Origin of the sequence: Agrobacterium radiobacter (assembly GCF_040801995.1) — a bacterium.
GTDB classification, from domain to species: domain Bacteria; phylum Pseudomonadota; class Alphaproteobacteria; order Rhizobiales; family Rhizobiaceae; genus Agrobacterium; species Agrobacterium radiobacter.
This window is the reverse complement of the sequence record NZ_JBEGHX010000002.1, coordinates 830,409-849,078: the sequence shown is the minus strand read 5'-3', so window position 1 is coordinate 849,078 and position 18,670 is coordinate 830,409. Positions and strand designations below refer to the sequence as shown.

Genomic DNA, 18,670 nt, shown 5'->3' with positions numbered 1-18,670 from the left:
TATGTGCTTGGTCTTTGCGGAAATGTGAGGGCTTGGGAAGCCCTCACGCAAGTTTTGCCTCGACTGCGGCGACGACGGCTTCCGCCGTGATGCCGAAGTGCTTGAAGAGATCCTTCGCCGGGGCAGATGCTCCGAAGGAATGCATGCCGACGAAAGCGCCATCGTTACCGATGAAATAGTCCCAGCCCTGACGAATGGCGGCTTCGACCGCGATCTTGACCGGAGCCTTGCCGATGATGGCGTTACGATAGGTTTCCGGCTGTTCCTTGAAGAGCTCGAAGCAGGGAACGGAAACGACGCGGACGGAAACGCCGTTGTCCTTCAGCGTTGCAGCGGCCTTGAGCGCCACTTCGACTTCCGAACCGGATGCGAAGATCGAAACCTTGGCGTCGCTGGCGGATACGAGTTCGTAAGCGCCGTAAGCGGAAAGGTTCTTCTCTTCATATTCCTTGCGCGAGGGTGCGAGGTTCTGGCGGGTGAGTGCCAGGGCAGACGGACGATGCTTCTGCTCAAGCGCCAGCTGCCAGCATTCCGCCGTCTCGGTTTCATCCGCCGGGCGGAAAACGAGGAGGTTCGGAATGGCGCGCAGCGCTGCAATCTGCTCCACCGGCTGGTGGGTCGGGCCGTCTTCGCCGACGCCGATGGAATCATGCGTCAGAACGTGGACGACGCGGATGCCCATGAGCGCGGCAAGGCGGATCGACGGACGGCAATAGTCCGAGAAGATCAGGAAGCCGCCGGCATAGGGGATGAGACCGCCATGGAGCGCGATGCCGTTCATCGCGGCCGCCATGCCGTGCTCGCGGATGCCGTAATGCAGATAACGGCCGGAGAAATCCGTCGGGGTGATGGACTTCATCTGGCTGGTCTTGGTGTTGTTGGACGGCGTCAGGTCAGCCGAGCCGCCGACCATTTCCGGCAGGATGCCGTTGATGACTTCAAGCGAGTCTTCAGAAGCCTTGCGGGTGGCGACAGTCGGGTTGTTCTCGATGATCTTCTTCTTGAAGGCATCGATCGAACTGTCGAAATTGCCGGGCAGATCGCCGGCGAAGCGGCGCTTGAACTCGGCCTTTTTGCCGGCTTCAGCGGCCTCGAGACGGGCTTCCCAGTCCTGACGGGTCTTGGTGGAGCGCAGGCCGGCGAGACGCCATGCATCGAGCACATCTTCCGGAATGACGAAAGCTTCGGCTTCCCAGTTGAGGCTCTTGCGCGCAGCGGCGATTTCTTCGGCGCCGAGCGGGTTGCCGTGTACCTTGTGGGTGCCCTGCTTGTTGGGCGCGCCGAAACCGATGACGGTCTTGCAGGCGATGAAGGTCGGGCGGTCGGATTTCTGCGCGGCCTCGATGGCGGCAGCAATCGCATCCGGATCATGGCCATCGACGCGGATGGTGTTCCAGTGAACGGCCTGGAAGCGGGCGATCTGGTCGGTGCTGTCGGAGAGGCCAACTTCACCGTCGATGGTGATGTTGTTGTCATCCCAGAACAGAACGAGCTTGTTGAGCTTCAGGTGGCCGGCAAGCGCGATGGCTTCGTGGCTGATGCCTTCCATGAGGCAGCCGTCGCCGCACAGCACATAGGTGAAGTGGCTCTGCAGGTCGGAGCCGAATTCCTCTTCCAGCTTGCGTTCGGCAATAGCCATGCCGACGGCGTTGGCGATGCCCTGGCCGAGCGGGCCGGTGGTCGTTTCGATGCCGGTCGCATGGCCATATTCGGGATGGCCGGCGGTCTTGGAGCCGAACTGACGGAAACGCTTGATCTCGTCGATCGTCATGTCCTCGTAGCCCGTCAGATAGAGCAGCGAGTAAAGCAGCATCGAACCATGGCCTGCCGACAGCACGAAGCGGTCGCGGTCAGCCCAGAGCGGCGCCTTGGGATCGAATTTCAGGTAACGGGTGAAAAGAACGGTGGCGACATCAGCGGCGCCCATCGGCAGACCGGGGTGGCCTGAATTGGCCTTCTCCACTGCATCCATGGCAAGAAAGCGGATCGCGTTTGCCATCCGGTTGTGTTTGTCGCGAGAAATCATGGCTTTTCCGTCTGTTTCCGGGTGAAAGGAGATAGTTTTACGCAACTATCCAAAAAGCGGGTTGATCCATAGCAGGTGAGGCAGGCAAGTCAATAAATCCACGGGCGTTTGCGGTTCCCTCAGGGAGAAAAAATCGTTTAGAAAATCGGTCATCCTGACAAAATCCGTGCGATATGTGCCGCCGCCTCTTCGTTCATCCACAGAGCAAAACGCCTCAATGCACTGGTTTGATTGACGGGATGGTAAATCGGGTAATAACCTCGTGATTGTTGAAAAGGCCTGAAACCGGACGATTCGCCCGGTGGCGTGCGAGTTGGAAAAAACGATGTCGGCTGAGAAGACCGTACAATCTGCGCTGACGGAGCTGAATGCTGCCATCACAAATCTCGAAAATGCCATCGATATGCGTATCGAACGGCAAAGGGAGACGGGCGAGATCGATAATGAGGTCAAGCGGGTCCATGTCGACCGCGCAAGGCTCGCACATGAGCTGGATCAGGCCGAATTTCGCGCCAATCGTCTTGAAGAAGTCAACCGCGAGGTTTCCCGCCGGCTGGTAACGGCCATGGAGACGATCCGCGCGGTGCTGGATCGATAGGAGCGGGTTCATGGCGCAAGTCACAGTTATGATCGACGGCAAGGCCTATCGCATGGCGTGCGAGGCAGGGCAGGAAGACCATCTGACTGATCTCGCAACCAGGTTCGACCGGTATGTCGGGCACCTCAAGAGCCAGTTCGGTGAAATAGGCGACCTTCGCCTGACCGTCATGGCCGGCATCATGGTGATGGACGAGCTTTCCGAACTCAACCGCAAGATCGAAAAGCTGGAAGGAGAGGTCGCATCCCTTTCCCGCAACCGTGACGGCATGGCCGAGCACAGGGCGAAATCGGATGAAGTGGTGGCGCTCGCCATCGGCGATCTGGCCGACCGGTTGAACGGCATTACCGAAAAACTGCTGGCGCGGCCGAAGCCCGCGGCGCATTGACTGCGCAAAGAGTTCTGAGGCGGCAAAATTTCGCTCGGTGCCCTCTGGTGGTTTCCCCCGATCCGTCCTATATCTTGGATGCGTTCTGCGCTTCCCGACAGGAACCACAATCCCTGGGGCCATACTCGATCCAAAGGGAGCTGTCCCTGGCCAGTCCCGTGGGACTGGACACACGGCGCCCACCTACTTTTGTAGGCACCCAGGATCGTAAATCTCCATCGGTCGCCGTGGATCGCGCTTGAAGTTTCGGATCAACCCCGATGCTTCACCATATCCTTGATATATTCGACAGTGATTTTTCATAACTGCCGGACGCGGCTTTTTTATATTGCCGTCATTGCAATGGCGGAACAATTCCCTATTATTCGGATTGGTATGTCTGTCATGCCCTTTAAAAAAGGGCGCTGCGGCCAAAACCGCGACGTGCCGTTCAACAGCCCAAAGAGCTAAACTTGTTTACTGAAATTATGATCGTGGTCCTGCTCACCGTATTGAACGGTGTGCTTGCCATGTCCGAGCTTGCCGTTGTCTCCTCCAGACCGGCGAGGCTCAAGGTGCTTGCCGCGCAAGGCAGCAAGGGCGCCACCATGGCGCTCGGCCTTTCCGAAAATCCCGGACGCTTTCTTTCCACAGTGCAGATCGGCATCACGCTGGTCGGCGTCCTTTCCGGCGCTTTTTCCGGTGCCACGCTCGGTGCCCGCTTTACGGCGTGGCTTCTGGAACAGGGTGTTCCCGACCGTGCCGCCGATGCGCTTGGCGTCGGCTCGGTGGTCGTCGCCATTACCTATCTGTCGCTGATCGTCGGCGAACTTGTGCCCAAGCAGATTGCGCTGCGCGATCCCGAAAAGGTCGCTGCCCGCGTCGCACCCACCATGATGCTGCTGTCCAAGGTCGGCGCGCCGCTGGTATGGCTGCTCGACAAGTCGGGCAAGACGGTTCTTGCCCTTCTCGGTCACAGCGGCGAGTCCAACGCATCGGTCACCGATGATGAAATCCGCACGGTTCTGGCCGAAGCCCATAGCGCCGGTGTGATCGAGACCGAGGAATCGGCGATGATCACCAGCGTCATGCGCCTTGCCGACCGCAATGCGCGTGGCCTGATGACACCGCGTCGTGATGTCGAAGTGGTCGATATCGAAGACAGCGCCGAGGAAATCCGAGAGCAGCTTCGCCAGACGCAGCGTTCGCGCCTTCCGGTACGCAACGGCGCTTCGGATGAAATTCTCGGCGTGCTTTTCGCCAAGGATGCCTTCGATGCGCTGGCCTCCGGCAAGGAGCTCAACATTCGTGAGCTTCTGCGCGAAGTTCCTGTCGTGTCGGATCTGACGAGCGCGGTGGATGTCATCCAGTCGCTGCGTCGCTCCACCGTACACATGGTACTGGTCTACGACGAATATGGCCATTTCGAAGGTATCGTCAGCTCTGGCGACGTTCTGGAGGCCATCACCGGCGCCTTCCAGGAAGATAATGACGAGGAGCCGGCCATAGTCGAGCGCGAGGACGGTTCGTTCCTCGTCGCCGGCTGGATGCCCGCCGATGAGTTCGCTTATCGCATGGGCTTCAAGATCGACGAGGATGCCGAGTTCGAAACCGTTGCCGGTCTGGTTCTGGACGAGTTCCGTCGCCTGCCGGAACTGGGCGAACATGTGACCCGCAACGGCTGGCGTTTTGAAGTCATCGACCTCGACGGCCACCGCATCGACAAGGTTCTCGTGAGCCGGGCTGCCTGATGCCCGGCGATGTTGCCGAAAAAGCGAGGCTGCGCGGCGAAAGGCTCGCCGCGCGCGATGCGCTGACGCTGACGGAGCGGCAGCAGAAGAGCCAGTCTATAACGGCCCATGGCGCCTCCGACATTGCCTTTGCGCGTGGCACCGTGATTTCCGGCTTCATGCCTATCCGCTCCGAGGCCGATACACGGCCGCTGATGGAAGCATTGCGGACAAGGGGCGGGCGTCTCGTTCTTCCCGTTGTGCTGGATCGTGAAACCATCGTCTTCCGTCGCTTCGAGGCGGATACGCCGCTGGTGAAGACCGGCTTCGGCACGACTGGCCCGGGCGAGGATGCGGAGGTTGTCGATCCGGATATTCTGCTCGTGCCTCTCTCGGTCTTCGATGGGCGCGGGCAGCGGGTCGGTTATGGCGCGGGCCATTATGACCGCGCCATTGCGCGGTTACACGCGATGGGCAAACAGCCAGTTCTCATCGGCGTCGCCTTTGATTGTCAGGAAGTGCCATTCGTACCGGCGGAGCCGCATGATATGTCGCTTCACGCCATTCTGACGGAAAGCGGCCTGCGCTGGTTTTCCGCTCCGTTGTCGATCTCCGATAGTGGGCAAAAGGCGCTTTAGCACTTTTTAAAAGATGGATTACCCGCTAGAGGGGACGAAATATAGAAACATGCGCAAGATCGGGGCGGGTGAATGAGGCTTCTTTTTCTCGGAGATATGGTTGGCAAGACCGGACGCACTGCTGTCTGGGAACGATTGCCGGGGCTGATTTCCGATCTGAAGCTCGATTTTGTGATCGTCAACGGTGAAAACGCCGCCGGCGGCTTCGGCATCACCGAAGATATCTATCTCGAGACCATCAATGCCGGCGCTGATGTTGTCACGACCGGCAACCATGTCTGGGACCAGAAGGAAGCGGTTTCCTTCTGCGAGCGCCACGACCAGTTCCTGCGGCCCGCCAATTATCCTGACGGTACGCCGGGCAAGGGCTCGGGCCTTTTTTATGCCCGCAACGGCGCACGCATATTGGTCGCCAACATCATGGGGCGGGTCTTCATGCATCCGGAACTGGACGATCCCTTCAAGTCTGCGGAAAACATTCTTGCCGCCTGCCCGCTGAAGGAACAGGCCGACGCCATCATCTTCGATTTCCATGCGGAAGCGACGAGTGAAAAACAGTGTTTCGGCCATTTTGTGGATGGCCGCGCGAGCTTCGTTGTCGGCACCCACACCCATGTCCCGACGGCGGATGCGCAGATCCTTAATGGCGGCACGGCCTATATGTCGGATGCCGGCATGTGCGGCGATTATGACAGTTCGCTTGGAATGGAAAAGGAAGAGCCGATCAACCGCTTCATTTCCAAGATGCCGAAGGGCCGTTTTGAGGCTGCCAGCGGACCGGCGACGATCTGCGGCGTCGGCGTCGAAATCTCCGACCGCACCGGGCTTGCAGAAAAGATCGCGCCGCTGCGCATCGGTCCCCGGCTCTCGGAAACCCTGCCGTCCTTCTGGGCGTAATCTCTCCCTGAAGCGTTCACAATGACGAGAGTGTGAGCCTTCCGGCACTCTTGTAACTGGACGCTCCGCAAAACCTGCCCCATCCTCCCAACCTTCGCAAGTTCAGGGAGTGGCATGATGCTGCGCGTGCTAATGCTTGCAATATCGGGGCTGATCGCCTCATCGGGAGCGGCCTTCTCCCAGACGGAAAGCCGCCCGCCCGTCAGTCAATGCCAGGCGATCGCCAGCAAAATTCCCGGCGTCATGTTTGCGAGCTTCAGTCCGCCGGGTGTTCAGCTGGCTCAGGCGGCGGCGAAGGAAGAGGTGAAGATCAGCTTCATCGGCCATTCCACCTATCTGATCGAAAGCCCAGGCGGGGTAACGATCGCCACGGACTATAACGGCGTCTATCGCCCGCCGGTCGTGCCAACGGTAGTAACGATGAACCGGGCGCATTCGACCCACTTCACCCTTAGTCCGGACCCTGCCATTCAATATGTGCTGCATGGCTGGAGCGATACGCCGGGAGAAAAGGCCGAACACAAGGTTCTGGTAGGCGATGTCTATATTCGCAATGTCGCAACCGATATCCGCAACCGCTGGGGCGATTACGAATCCTTTCAGGAAAACGGCAATTCCATCTTCATCTTCGAAGTTGCGGGCCTGTGCATCGGTCATCTCGGCCATCTGCATCATGAGTTGACGGATACGCATTATGCAGAGATCGGCCGTCTGGATGTGCTGATGGTGCCGGTGGATGGCGGCTTGACCATGGGCGCTGACAGCATGAGCCGGGTGGTCAAGCGCCTGCGCTCGGCGCTGATCCTGCCGATGCACCGCACCGGCCCGCCGCTGGAGCAGTTTCTGACAATGTTTGGCGAAAGTTTTCGCATTGCCTATGCGACCGACCCGGTGATCCGGGTTTCGATGAGAAATCTTCCCCGCCAGCCGCAGATACTCGTGCCGAAAGGCATGTAACATGGCGGTGGGCGAGGAAAGGCCATAGGAGATGTTGATCAGGCAAAGTTGAGATGCTGGCGAACGCCTACATCTGGCGTCTTGTCATCCGACATGTTCGCCTTGGCGATTTCCCAGCCGAATTTAAGCGTGCTGTCCGTCGAAGCCCAGATATCGGCATCGTCGACATGCAACGCCAGCATTGTCAGCTGTGGATCGCTCTTGCCATGTTCATACCAGGCGGCCGTGACGGAATTCCAATATTCCTCGATCTTGGTTTTGTCGTCGCGCACTTCAAGAATGCCTGAAAGGCAGGCATGGTAGTCATGGTCCTTCCCCACGACGCAGAAATGCGCCCGGGAACCGGATTTCAGCGACTTCACCAGATCGGTGTCTTTTTTGGAGAAGAACCAGATCGTGTTGGTCTTGGGATCAGCGTGAGGTGCCATGGGCTGCATGTGATTATGCAGGCCTTCAAGACCGAGCATGCCGGCGTGGACGGAGTTGATCTCGTCCCAGAGCTGACGGGCCGGGGCTTCTCTTGCTTCAGTCAGGCTGACCATTTGTTTTCTCCTTCCGGTCTGATGCTGCGATGGAGAGAAATCAGGTGCCCTTCCGTCGCGTTCATGATCAGAACGAAGAGCGGATAAATCAGTTCCTTCTGTTGTTGCGGCAAGAGAAAGCGCTTGCGGGGTTGAACGGCGGGCGTATCGCACTTATAAGGCCCGCAATCTCCAAATTAAGACAATCAGGTTTTCCATGGCTGGTCATTCACAGTTCAAGAACATCATGCACCGCAAGGGCAAGCAGGACTCCGTACGGTCCAAAATGTTTTCCAAGCTTGCGCGTGAAATCACCGTTGCGGCAAAGGCGGGCATGCCCGACCCGAACATGAACGCGCGCCTGCGTCTGGCGATCCAGAACGCCAAGGCCCAGTCCATGCCGAAGGACAATATTGAGCGCGCCATCAAGAAAGCTTCCGGTGCAGACAGCGAAAACTACGATGAGGTCCGTTACGAGGGTTACGGCCCGGGTGGCGTCGCCGTCGTCGTCGAGGCCCTGACCGACAACCGCAACCGCACCGCCTCAAACGTACGCTCCATCTTCACCAAGGCTGGTGGCGCACTCGGCGAAACCGGCTCGGTCTCCTTCTCCTTCGACCGCGTAGGCGAAATCACCTACAAGGCGGAAGTGGGCGACGCCGACAAGGTCATGGAAGCGGCCATCGAAGCGGGCGCTGACGATGTCGAATCTTCCGAAGATGGCCACACCATCATCTGCGGTTTCGAAGCGATGAACGAGGTTTCCAAGGCGCTGGAAGGCGTGCTCGGCGAAGCCGAAAGCGTCAAGGCCATCTGGAAGCCGCAGAATACGGTGCCGGTGGATGAAGAAAAGGCGCAGTCGCTGATGAAGCTCATCGACAATCTCGAAGACGATGACGACGTGCAGAGCGTCTATTCCAACTTCGAGGTTTCCGAAGAAATTCTCGCCAAGCTTTCCGCCTGACGTTTCATGTTTCAAAAAAGCCCCGGCAGCGATCCGCTCCGGGGCCTTTTGTTTACGCGGCCTTCTTTATGGAGGTTCGCACATCGGCAAAAATCTCGACCGACCGCAGCCGCTTTTCGATGTCATGGATCGGCATCGAGACAATCAGCTCATCCGCCTGCGTTTCCGCCAGGAAGCCATCGAGATGGCGTTCGATCGTCTCAGGCGAACCGACGGCGGCGAAACGCAGCGTGTGTTCGACAGAGAAACGCTCCATTTCGTTCCAGTAATCGTCCATGCTGTGCACCGGCTTCGGAAACTGCGTGCGCACATTGCGGCGCAGGTTGACGAATTGTTGCTGCGAGGAGGTGAAGAGACGTTGCGCCTCCTCGTCCGTATCTGCGCCGACACCCATTACACCCACCATCACATAGGGCTTGTCCAGCACTTCAGAAGGCTGGAACCGCTCGCGATAGATATGGATCGCTTCCATCAGCATATCGGGCGCGAAATGCGAAGCGAAGGAATAGGGCAGGCCAAGCGCTGCGGCGAGATGCGCACTGTAGGTGCTGGAGCCGAGCAGCCAGAGCGGCACGTTGGAATTCATGCCCGGTACGGCAAGGATTGCCTGATCCGGCTGCGGCGGACCAAGATAACGCTGGAGTTCGACGATATCGTGCGGGAAGTTTTCCGCGCCGGCATCGAGATTGCGGCGCAGGGCTCGCGCTGTGCGCATATCAGTTCCCGGAGCGCGGCCTAGACCGAGATCAACGCGGCCGGGAAGGAGCGCTGCAAGCGTGCCGAACTGCTCGGCGATAACGAGCGGGGAATGGTTGGGCAACATGATGCCGCCGGAACCGACGCGAATATGTTTCGTGGCCGCGCCCACATGGGCAATGACGAGCGACGTTGCCGCGCTGGCAATGCCGGGCATGCCGTGGTGTTCCGCCAGCCAGATGCGGTTATAGCCGTGTTCTTCGGCCTTGATCGCCATTCGGCGGGAATTCTCAAGCGCCTGACTGACGCTCTCGCCTTCGCCGATCGGCGAAAGGTCGAGAATGGAAAAAGGTATCATCCGACGCTCCTGCGAAATTTAAATCTTTGCTGCGGATGTAAGGCGCGTGTCCCGATTTACCAGTGAAGTCGCGCAGAATTGAAGGATGGTTCAAAAAAATTGGGGCCTCCGAAGAGGCCCCGGTATTTCGCCGGCTGGCCTGTCTCAACCCACCCGCCTGAATTGCCTGTCCTCGCAATGCCCCGCGGCCTCGTTCTCCGGAGCCAATACGAACTGTCCGAGCCTGCCGTCCATTTCACCCGCTTCGGAAGCGAGATTGTGAATGGCGGCCGTCGTTTCCTCCACCATGGCGGCGTTCTGCTGGGTCATGGTGTCGAGGCTGGTGACGGTACTGTTGATTTCCGAAAGCGTGTGCGCCTCCTCGCGGGTAGACTCCATGATCTCTTCGATACGCGTGCTGATGGTCTGCACGTGTTTGCCGATGCCGGTCAGCGAAGCACCTGCCTTTTCCACCAGCACCACGCCCGAGGATACCTCGTCGGTGGAGCGTTTCAGCAGGCTGGTGATTTCCTTTGCGGCGGCGGCCGAGCGCTGCGCCAGTTCGCGCACTTCCTGGGCCACGACCGCAAAACCCTTGCCTGCGTCGCCTGCGCGCGCCGCCTCCACGCCGGCATTCAGCGCCAGAAGGTTGGTCTGGAAGGCGATTTCGTCGATGACGCCGATGATCTGGTTGATCTGGCGTGATGAGGTCTGGATCGCCTCCATGGCGGCGATTGTCTGCTCCATGACGCGGCTGGATGCCGTTGCCTCCGTGCTGGCGTCGCGGGCGATCCGCGTTGCCTGTTCGGCGCGTTCGATCTGGTCGCGGACGGCTTCGGTGATCGCCTTGATGGCGCTTGCGGTTTCGGTGATGGAGGCTGCCTGCCGTTCGGTACGTTCGGCGAGCTGGTCGGCTCCCACCCGCATTTCCTCGGAACCGCCACGAATGGCGGCGGAATTGCCGCCGATGGCCTGCATGGTTTCGCTGAGCCGGGCAAGCGCCGTGTTGAAGTTATGGCGCAGGCTTTCGAGATCGTCGGGGAAAGCGGTCTCGATACGATAGGCGAGGTTGCCATTCGCCAGCCGGTCGAGCCCCTCATCCAGAGATTGCACGACCATTTGCAGGGTGCCTGCCTCGGCCTCCCGTTCCGCAAGATGCGCGCGCCGGGCTGTTTCGGCTTCTTCCCGTGTGCGTGATGCGGTCTCTTCCATGTCCCGCTGCAGGATAAGTTTTTCACGGAAACTGCCGAGCGCACGCGCCATGCGGCCGATCTCGTCCTTTCGGTCCTGATTGCCGATCTCCGCATCGAGACGGCCTGCGGCCACTTCGCCGGTCAGTCCGGCAAGCTTTTCCAGCGGGGCGAAGAGACGCCGCGCGAAAAAGGCCGTCGCTGCACACATGGCGGCCAGAACGCAAAGGCCGATCACGGCAAGCGTGCCGGCAATCGAGATGGAGCCGGCGTTCAACTCGCTGCGCAGCATGCTTTCCACCGCGAGATATTTTTCGTCGGCGAAAGAGAAGGGGCGGGTATAGGCATTGGCTTCGCCATCCGCGCGGTCGATCTTGGCAATGGTCATGCCCGCCGCGTTCAGGGCCTCGCCGTGGAAATCGTAGATGGCTGGGTCAAGGCTGATCAGCCTGTCGCCCTCAACACCGATAACCTTGCCATCGGCTGATATGATCGCGGATTGTTCCGAACTGCCCGCCGCGATGCCTTTCGTCAGAATCTGACTGAAAACGCCTTCCTTGACCTGGAAGAGGACGATGCCCTTGAACGCGCCGAATTTGACGACCGGAACGCCGAAATAAATACCGGCCTCTTTTGTCGCAGCATCAATCCGCAGGCCGGAGAAACTGGTCTGCGCCACGTCGTTGACCGCCTTTTCGGCGTTCGCCGCGCCGCGGGCGAAGGCCGTGCCAAGGCCGCTTTCCGCCCAGGCGCCGCCCTTGACGGTTTCCCCGAAGGCCGGTCCCTTCAGATAGGAATAATAGACTGTACCGGCGGGATCGATGAAGAGAACATCGCTGAACGGCGTTCCCTTGATATAAGCGCCGATATCCGTCTGGGTCTTCTCATGGGTGGAGTAATAAAAGCCGCTGGGGCTTTCCGGCTTGATCAGCTTTTCCTTTTCGCCGAAGGGGTTTTCCTTGACGAAGACGCGCTGGAGTTCCGCCTTTGCGTCGCCGGAGTTTTTCTGCACGGTGGCCCAGCCGCTGCGCATGGAGACAACAGCCATCTGCAGGGATTCGATCTTGGCAATGGAATCCGCCTGTGTTTTCAGCTGCTCAAGGCGTTCCTGAAGCATGTCGCCGCGGAAAACCAGAATGCTCTCCATGGATCTCGACGCCTGCTCCTCAAGAACGCCGCTGCTGCTTTGATAGCCGAGAAGTGTCAGAGCCCCGGTCGAGATCGCCATCAGCGCCAGGAAAATCGCGAGCACTTTGGTGGATATGGAATGAAAACGGTTCAGCATGGCCGATGCAGCCCTCAATGTCGGATCAGTTCCCGCGCCATGCATGGATGGCGCCATTGGACGGCTGATATGGCGAACATATTGTGCTGCGGATCATCATGTCCGCAGCTCCCCTTTTTTGATTTTGTGGAGAACAATGCGGTACGCGGTTTAAGCAGAGGTAAATGCTGCACTGCAAATTTGATCAATGTTGTCGTTTTGTTCACTTATCGCTGGCAGGGTCGCAGCCGGAAAGATAAGGTGCCTCATGCAAAAGACGATTCGAATCATCGGCATTGACCCCGGATTGCGGCGCACCGGATGGGGTGTCATCGAAACCCTTGGCAACAGCCTTCGGTTCGTCGCCTCCGGTACCGTGACATCGGATGGCGATATGGATCTCGCCTCCCGGCTGTGCCAGTTGCATGACGGGCTGGCTGACGTCGTGCACAGCTACCAGCCCGACGAGGCGGCGGTGGAGCAGACTTTCGTGAACAAGGATGCGGTTGCAACATTGAAACTTGGTCAGGCGCGCGGCATCGCCATGCTGGTTCCGGCGCGGGCAGGACTGCCGGTGTTTGAATATGCGCCGAATGCGGTGAAAAAAGCCGTCATCGGCGTCGGGCACGGCGAAAAGCAGCAAATTCACATGATGCTGAAAATCCTGATGCCGAAGGCCGAATTCAAGGGTAACGATGCGGCGGACGCTCTCGCCATCGCAATCTGCCACGCGCATAATCGCGGCGGCGACAGGATGGCGCGGCTTTTGGCGGCCGGTTGAATATTTAAAGTCTCATTGCAGCGGGCGGCATCATGATCGGAAAACTGAAGGGCAGCATCGAGGAAATCGGCGCGGACTATGTGCTGGTGGATGTGCATGGCGTCTGTTACGTCGCTTATTGTTCGGCGCGCACGCTGTCGAAAATCGGCTCCGTCGGGGAGGCGGTGGTGCTGTTCATCGAAACCTATGTGCGTGAAGACCAGCTGAAGCTTTTCGGCTTTCTCTCGGCACTGGAGCGGGAATGGTTTAACCTGCTGCAGAGCGTGCAGGGCGTGGGTTCGAAAGTGGCCCTGGCCGTCCTTTCCACGCTCTCGCCCTCCGAACTCGCCAATGCCATCGCGCTTCAGGACAAGGTGATGATTTCGCGTGCGCCAGGCGTTGGGCCGAAGGTGGCGGTGCGTCTTGTGACCGAACTTCGCAACAAGGCGCCTGCCTTTGCGGGAGAGGCTTCCGCCTCGATCGGGCTCAAGCAGGAGCTTGGTGAAGGCGTTGCATCCGCGCCGGTGGCGGATGCCGTTTCCGCGCTCACCAATCTCGGCTATTCGCGCGACCAGGCCGCCAATGCGGTTGCTGCCGCGCTGAAGAATGGCGGGGAGGGCGGTGACAGCGCCAAGCTTATCCGGCTCGGGCTGAAGGAGCTTTCGCGGTAAGGACGCCTGGCATGCGGACGTGGAGCCCCGGTTATCCTGAATTTCGTGAAGCGCGTTGATGCGATAGTCGTGATATAGGGGCGGCGACCACCTGATGAATTCGGTTAGAACAATGGAATGCCCTGAATGAGCGATGCGGAGAGACTGATTACCCCGGAAAAGCGTGGCGAGGATATCGACACCACGCTGCGCCCGCAGTCGCTGGATGATTTTACCGGCCAGGCGGAGGCCCGTGCCAATCTCAAGGTGTTCATCGAGGCCGCCAAGAACCGCGGCGAGGCGCTGGATCATGTGCTGTTCGTCGGCCCGCCCGGCCTCGGCAAGACCACGCTGGCGCAGATCATGGCCAAGGAACTTGGCGTCAACTTCAAATCCACTTCCGGGCCTGTCATCGCCAAGGCGGGTGATCTCGCCGCACTTCTCACCAATCTGGAAGAGCGCGATGTGCTCTTCATCGATGAAATCCACCGCCTCAATCCGGCAGTGGAAGAAATCCTTTATCCTGCCATGGAGGATTTCCAGCTCGATCTCATCATCGGCGAGGGGCCGGCGGCGCGCTCGGTGAAGATCGATCTTTCCAAATTCACCCTCGTTGCCGCCACCACCCGCCTCGGCCTCTTGACGACACCGCTGCGCGATCGTTTCGGCATTCCCGTCCGGTTGGCTTTCTACACCGTTGACGAGCTGGAACTGATCGTCCGGCGCGGCGCGCGGCTGATGGGGCTGAATATGACCGATGAGGGCGCGCGTGAGGTGGCAAGGCGCGCGCGCGGCACGCCGCGTATCGCCGGGCGGCTGTTGCGCCGTGTGCGCGATTTCGCCGAGGTGGCGCGGGCGGAAGCCGTCACCCGTGAGATCGCCGACGAGGCTTTGACGCGGCTGCTGGTCGACAAAATGGGTCTCGACCAGCTCGACATGCGTTATCTCACCATGATCGCCGTCAATTTCGGCGGCGGCCCGGTTGGCATCGAAACCATCGCCGCCGGCCTCTCGGAGCCGCGCGATGCGATCGAGGACATCATCGAGCCCTATATGATCCAGCAGGGTTTCATCCAGCGCACACCGCGCGGGCGCATTCTGACTGCAACAGCCTGGAAACATCTGGGCATGCAGCCGCCCAAGGATATCGAGGCGGCGCAGTTCCGTCTGACGCTTGAGGATGATTGAAGGAACAATCCCGGCTTGCCGGCTTTGATCGTCTTTGGCACGGAGATGGTCATGTCTGGATATCGAAAGGGTACCAAGGTCCGGTGGAACTGGGGCAGTGGCACCGGTGAAGGTAAAATCGTCGAGACTTTCACTGACGATGTCGAACGCACCATTGCCGGCTCCAGAATAAAACGGAAAGCGAGCAGGCAGGAGCCTGCCTATCTGATCGAACAGGAAGACGGTGCGAAGGTTCTGAAAAGCAGATCGGAGCTGGAACACGTCGATTGAACGACGCCGTCCTCTGGCGTCAAGGGAGGTACCCTCATGCCTTACGATCCGCTGCGGGTTTTCCGCAAACTCGCGCGCAACAACCGGCTGGCCAATTTCCGGCTGCATCAGGCCTGTCTTCAGCTTTCGCAGGAGGCGTTTGTCGCTTCCCGTGTCAGTTTCTTTCCCACGCTCAGGGCGACGCTGAACCACATCTACACCGTCGACCGGTTTTATATCGATGCCCTCCAGGGCGGCACGCTCGGCCTTGCCGCTTTTGCCGAAGAGGAGCCCTTCGCCACCATGTCGGATCTGCGAGCCGCTCAGATGGAGCTTGACGAGGCGCTGATCGCATTTGTCGATGGTTTGGACGAAGACGGCCTTGCGGCCGACGTCAATATTCACCGCGGCAGGCGTATCCAGCGGGATCGCTGCGACGATGTTCTGTCCCATCTCTTCCAGCACCAGACGCATCATCGCGGGCAGGCGCATGCGATGTTATCAGGGACCACGGTCAAGCCGCCGCAACTGGATGAATTCATTGTGGGAGATGATGCAAAGACGAGAAAAGACGAGATGGATGCGTTAGGGTGGACGGAAACCGATTTGATGTTTCCAGCCCGCAGGCCAGCACCATGACACACGATACCAAGCAGGACACCCGCATCCGCATCAAGTTCAAGCCGAAGCGCATTTTCCAGATGCGTGTCGCGGGACTGGCGTTTCGTGATGGCCATGTGCTGGTGCACCGGGCGTCGCATGAAAAATTCTGGACCTTTCCGGGCGGCCGTGCCGAAATGGGCGAACGCTCCGAAGAAACGCTGGCGCGTGAAATGGTCGAGGAGCTTGGCGTTGAAGCCAAGGTGGGACGTCTTCTCTGGGCGGTCGAGAATTTTTTCCACTACGAGGGCAAGGACTGGCACGAACTCGGGTTTTATTACCTGATGGACCTGCCGGAAACGCTGGCCTTTCATCCGACTGACATCATTCACCGCGTTCAGGACGGCGATAACGAACTGGAGTTCCGCTGGGTTGCGGCAACCCGGCAGGCATTGACGGAGCTTGATATTCCGCCCTATTTCATCGCCGACGAAATAGAACACCTGCCGAAGACCACACGACACCTCGTCTGGCATGACGGCGATCTGGACGATAAATGATCTCTGCGCCTGAACGCCACATGATCCGGCTGGACCGGAAACCGCAGCTTTTCAGCATGCGGGTTGCGGCGCTGATCTTGCAGAATGAGCATCTTCTGGTCCAGCGCGGCACGAAGGACAGCTACTGGGCCTTGCCCGGCGGCCGTGCCGAAATCGGCGAAAGCTCCGAGGAAACCATCATCCGCGAGATCGGCGAGGAGCTTGACCGGGATTGCTCGGTCGAGCGTCTCCTCTGGTCGGCCGAAAATTTTTTCGCCTATGACGATTATGCGGCGCATGAGCTGGGATTTTATTATCTTATTTCGCTTCGCCAGCCTCTGCCGTTCCATGAAAACGATATCGTGCATCGGGTGCTGGATGGCGTCGAGGTGGAGTTCCGCTGGCTGCGCGCGCAGCCATCAGCGCTTTTGAAGAGCGATCTGAGGCCCCGTTTCATCGCGGAGCGTATCGAGGCGCTGCCTCAACGGCATGAGCATCTTATCATCCGCGAAGGTCGTTCCGATGCTGCCGAAATTCTCAAGGAGATAGTATGAGCGAGCTTGTGGTTTCGCTTTCGGGTGAACTGATCGAACATGGCCACCGCCTGACGCAACGGGTCTATTATGAGGATACGGATTTCTCCGGCCTCGTTTACCACGCCCGTTATCTGCATTTTCTCGAGCGCGGCCGCACCGATTACCTGCGTTGCCTCGGCTGCGAACAAAGCGCGCTTTTGACCGCCGATGAGGAGGGGCTGGTCTTCGTCGTGCATCGCATGGAGATCGATTTCAAAAGCCCGGCGCGGATGGATGACGTGTTGACGATCACGACCATCACCGAAAAGGCCGGCGGCGCGAAAATGGTGCTCAATCAGGAAATCCGGCGGGGCGAAACCCTGCTGGTCGCCGCCAAGGTCATCATCGCCGTCATCAATGCCAATGGCCGCCCGAGGCGTCTTCCGGAGGCGGTTGCCGAAAAATTCCTGAAGTAATTGACGGCTCCGTCCAGTAAATCCATCCGGCGTGGCCCGGCTGTAACACTCCTTTAACCATAATGGTGTCTTACTTTAGCAACTGGCATTTGTGCGGCGCACGCCTTCCTTTCACCAAATTTATTGGCAAGTAAGGCTTACTGGCAAGTATCGGGGTATGGCTAAGGGGTTGGCGGCTGCGGCTGCAGGACTTCGAGCGTTAACACGCGTTTGAATCGCCCGGTCCCGTACCGGGCGTTTGGATTCGGGGATTGGATATTTATGGAACAGGCAGGTTTGGCAGCGGCGACGCACGATGTAAGTCTCTGGGCGCTGTTTATGCAGGCGGGCCTCATCGTGAAGCTCGTGATGATCGGACTTATCGCCGCCTCGGTCTGGACGTGGGCGATCGTCTTCGACAAATATGTGAGCTTCGGCAAGGCAAAGCGCCAGTTCGACCAGTTCGAACAGGTCTTCTGGTCGGGCCAGTCGCTCGAGGAGCTTTATCGCACGCTGGCGGAACGCCAGAATGGCGGTCTTGCGGCAATTTTCGTTTCCGCCATGCGGGAATGGAAAAAATCATTCGAGCGCGGCGCGCGTTCGCCCATTGGTCTGCAGATGCGTATCGACCGGGCGATGGATGTGACGATCGCGCGTGAAGGCGAACAATACGAGGCGCGCCTTGGTTCGCTCGCCACCATCGGTTCGGCTGGTCCCTTCATCGGTCTCTTCGGTACGGTTGTTGGTATCATGACCTCGTTCCAGGCGATTGCCGGTTCGAAGTCCACCAACCTTGCGGTCGTGGCGCCGGGTATCGCTGAAGCGCTTCTGGCAACGGCCATCGGCCTTGTCGCGGCTATTCCGGCAGTTATCGCCTACAACAAGTTCACGGCCGACGCGCACAAGCTTTCCGCCCGCATGGAAGGTTTTGCCGACGAGTTCTCCGCGATCCTGTCGCGCCAGATCGATGAAAAACTTCAGACGCGGCAGGCCGCCCAGTAAGCGGCCGCATGCTGTGCATGCTGTGCAGTAATTTGCCGCAAGGCAAAATGGAGTAGATGATATGGGTATGTCAGCAGGTGGCAGCGGCGGTGGTTCCGGTGGACGCCGGGGTGGGCGCGGCGGACGACGCAAAGGCGGCGCGATCAGCGAGATCAACGTCACGCCGCTGGTCGACGTCATGCTCGTGCTGCTCATCATCTTCATGGTGGCGGCGCCGATGATGACTGTCGGCGTGCCGATCGACCTGCCGCAGACCTCCGCCAATGCGTTGAACTCGGACACGCAGCCGATCACCATTTCCGTTAATGCCAATGGCCAGATCCATCTGCAGGAAACGGAAATTCAGGCGGCCGAAGTGGCCGACAAGCTGCAGGCGATCGCCACGACTGGTTATAACGAACGCATCTTCGTGCGTGCGGATTCCGTTGCCGCCTATGGCGTCGTTGCCGACGTGATGGCGCGTATCCAGGCGGCAGGCTTCAAGAATATCGGCCTCGTGACCCAGCAGAAACAGGACAATTGACGTA

Annotated in this window: 21 protein-coding genes and 1 other RNA gene; 18 read left to right on the top strand and 4 right to left on the bottom strand. The window is 59.2% G+C overall.

What is annotated here, in order from left to right; genetic code table 11:
* Window positions 1-43: 43 nt before the first annotated feature.
* The gene (gene tkt / locus MRBLRC7O_RS17810; protein ID WP_003506203.1) at window positions 44-2,026 is read right to left on the bottom strand and encodes a transketolase; all 1,983 of its coding nucleotides are present in this window, start codon (window positions 2,024-2,026) and stop codon (window positions 44-46) included.
* A gap of 325 nt (window positions 2,027-2,351) precedes the next feature.
* Between tkt and MRBLRC7O_RS17805 the strand changes: the two genes are divergently transcribed.
* From MRBLRC7O_RS17805 to MRBLRC7O_RS17775, 7 genes are all read left to right on the top strand, one after another.
* On the top strand, window positions 2,352-2,624 hold the full coding sequence (locus tag MRBLRC7O_RS17805) for a DUF4164 domain-containing protein (RefSeq protein WP_003506205.1): 273 nt from the start codon (window positions 2,352-2,354) through the stop codon (window positions 2,622-2,624).
* A gap of 10 nt (window positions 2,625-2,634) precedes the next feature.
* Window positions 2,635-3,012: a cell division protein ZapA gene (locus MRBLRC7O_RS17800; protein ID WP_003506206.1), complete on the top strand. Its 378-nt coding sequence runs from the start codon at window positions 2,635-2,637 to the stop codon at window positions 3,010-3,012.
* A 79-nt stretch (window positions 3,013-3,091) separates the two neighbouring features.
* Window positions 3,092-3,250: non-coding RNA, 6S RNA (ssrS, locus tag MRBLRC7O_RS17795), on the top strand.
* Between the two features lie 229 nt (window positions 3,251-3,479).
* Complete coding sequence (locus MRBLRC7O_RS17790; protein WP_003506208.1) at window positions 3,480-4,742, top strand: hemolysin family protein; 1,263 nt, start codon at window positions 3,480-3,482, stop codon at window positions 4,740-4,742.
* Window positions 4,742-5,359 carry a 5-formyltetrahydrofolate cyclo-ligase gene (locus MRBLRC7O_RS17785; protein ID WP_020809623.1) on the top strand — a complete coding sequence of 206 codons (618 nt, stop codon included), beginning with the start codon at window positions 4,742-4,744 and terminating at the stop codon, window positions 5,357-5,359. The genes MRBLRC7O_RS17790 and MRBLRC7O_RS17785 overlap by 1 nt, the downstream gene beginning before the upstream one ends.
* A 72-nt stretch (window positions 5,360-5,431) precedes the next feature.
* Window positions 5,432-6,256, top strand: coding sequence for a TIGR00282 family metallophosphoesterase (locus MRBLRC7O_RS17780; protein WP_003506212.1), 825 nt, complete (start codon window positions 5,432-5,434; stop codon window positions 6,254-6,256).
* Between the two features lie 114 nt (window positions 6,257-6,370).
* Window positions 6,371-7,213: an MBL fold metallo-hydrolase gene (locus tag MRBLRC7O_RS17775; protein ID WP_020809622.1), complete on the top strand. Its 843-nt coding sequence runs from the start codon at window positions 6,371-6,373 to the stop codon at window positions 7,211-7,213.
* Between the two features lie 38 nt (window positions 7,214-7,251).
* Here the strand turns inward: MRBLRC7O_RS17775 and MRBLRC7O_RS17770 are convergent, their stop codons facing one another.
* Window positions 7,252-7,755 (bottom strand): pyridoxamine 5'-phosphate oxidase family protein, encoded by a 504-nt coding sequence (locus tag MRBLRC7O_RS17770; RefSeq protein ID WP_003506216.1) that lies wholly within the window; start codon window positions 7,753-7,755, stop codon window positions 7,252-7,254.
* A 196-nt stretch (window positions 7,756-7,951) separates the two neighbouring features.
* Here MRBLRC7O_RS17770 and MRBLRC7O_RS17765 point away from each other — a divergent pair, with 196 nt between their 5' ends.
* Window positions 7,952-8,698: a YebC/PmpR family DNA-binding transcriptional regulator gene (locus tag MRBLRC7O_RS17765; protein ID WP_003497595.1), complete on the top strand. Its 747-nt coding sequence runs from the start codon at window positions 7,952-7,954 to the stop codon at window positions 8,696-8,698.
* Between the two features lie 52 nt (window positions 8,699-8,750).
* On the opposite strand, the gene MRBLRC7O_RS17760 is transcribed toward MRBLRC7O_RS17765, so the two are convergent.
* Together MRBLRC7O_RS17760 and MRBLRC7O_RS17755 are read right to left on the bottom strand one after the other, a co-directional pair.
* Window positions 8,751-9,752: an LLM class flavin-dependent oxidoreductase gene (locus MRBLRC7O_RS17760; RefSeq protein ID WP_080866991.1), complete on the bottom strand. Its 1,002-nt coding sequence runs from the start codon at window positions 9,750-9,752 to the stop codon at window positions 8,751-8,753.
* Window positions 9,753-9,896: 144 nt separating this feature from the next.
* Window positions 9,897-12,206 carry a methyl-accepting chemotaxis protein gene (locus MRBLRC7O_RS17755; RefSeq protein ID WP_080866990.1) on the bottom strand — a complete coding sequence of 770 codons (2,310 nt, stop codon included), beginning with the start codon at window positions 12,204-12,206 and terminating at the stop codon, window positions 9,897-9,899.
* Window positions 12,207-12,453: 247 nt separating this feature from the next.
* Here MRBLRC7O_RS17755 and ruvC point away from each other — a divergent pair, with 247 nt between their 5' ends.
* From ruvC to tolR, 10 genes are all read left to right on the top strand, one after another.
* Complete coding sequence (gene ruvC / locus MRBLRC7O_RS17750; RefSeq protein WP_003506222.1) at window positions 12,454-12,966, top strand: crossover junction endodeoxyribonuclease RuvC; 513 nt, start codon at window positions 12,454-12,456, stop codon at window positions 12,964-12,966.
* Window positions 12,967-12,998: 32 nt separating this feature from the next.
* A complete protein-coding gene (ruvA, locus tag MRBLRC7O_RS17745; protein ID WP_003506224.1) occupies window positions 12,999-13,616 on the top strand; it encodes a Holliday junction branch migration protein RuvA in 618 nt (205 codons plus the stop codon).
* Between the two features lie 126 nt (window positions 13,617-13,742).
* A complete protein-coding gene (ruvB, locus tag MRBLRC7O_RS17740; RefSeq protein WP_003506226.1) occupies window positions 13,743-14,783 on the top strand; it encodes a Holliday junction branch migration DNA helicase RuvB in 1,041 nt (346 codons plus the stop codon).
* A 51-nt stretch (window positions 14,784-14,834) separates the two neighbouring features.
* On the top strand, window positions 14,835-15,053 hold the full coding sequence (locus tag MRBLRC7O_RS17735) for a hypervirulence associated TUDOR domain-containing protein (RefSeq protein WP_077998660.1): 219 nt from the start codon (window positions 14,835-14,837) through the stop codon (window positions 15,051-15,053).
* A gap of 36 nt (window positions 15,054-15,089) precedes the next feature.
* On the top strand, window positions 15,090-15,671 hold the full coding sequence (locus MRBLRC7O_RS17730; RefSeq protein WP_003506229.1) for a DinB family protein: 582 nt from the start codon (window positions 15,090-15,092) through the stop codon (window positions 15,669-15,671).
* Window positions 15,668-16,192 (top strand): NUDIX hydrolase, encoded by a 525-nt coding sequence (locus MRBLRC7O_RS17725; protein WP_003506231.1) that lies wholly within the window; start codon window positions 15,668-15,670, stop codon window positions 16,190-16,192. Before MRBLRC7O_RS17730 ends, MRBLRC7O_RS17725 begins: the two co-directional genes overlap by 4 nt.
* On the top strand, window positions 16,189-16,725 hold the full coding sequence (locus MRBLRC7O_RS17720) for an NUDIX hydrolase (RefSeq protein ID WP_003506234.1): 537 nt from the start codon (window positions 16,189-16,191) through the stop codon (window positions 16,723-16,725). Before MRBLRC7O_RS17725 ends, MRBLRC7O_RS17720 begins: the two co-directional genes overlap by 4 nt.
* Window positions 16,722-17,162 carry a tol-pal system-associated acyl-CoA thioesterase gene (gene ybgC, locus MRBLRC7O_RS17715; RefSeq protein WP_003506236.1) on the top strand — a complete coding sequence of 147 codons (441 nt, stop codon included), beginning with the start codon at window positions 16,722-16,724 and terminating at the stop codon, window positions 17,160-17,162. Before MRBLRC7O_RS17720 ends, ybgC begins: the two co-directional genes overlap by 4 nt.
* A 261-nt stretch (window positions 17,163-17,423) precedes the next feature.
* Window positions 17,424-18,143, top strand: coding sequence for a protein TolQ (gene tolQ / locus MRBLRC7O_RS17710; RefSeq protein WP_003497570.1), 720 nt, complete (start codon window positions 17,424-17,426; stop codon window positions 18,141-18,143).
* 61 nt (window positions 18,144-18,204) lie between these two features.
* Complete coding sequence (tolR, locus tag MRBLRC7O_RS17705) at window positions 18,205-18,666, top strand: protein TolR (RefSeq protein ID WP_003506238.1); 462 nt, start codon at window positions 18,205-18,207, stop codon at window positions 18,664-18,666.
* The last annotated feature ends 4 nt before the right edge of the window (window positions 18,667-18,670 follow it).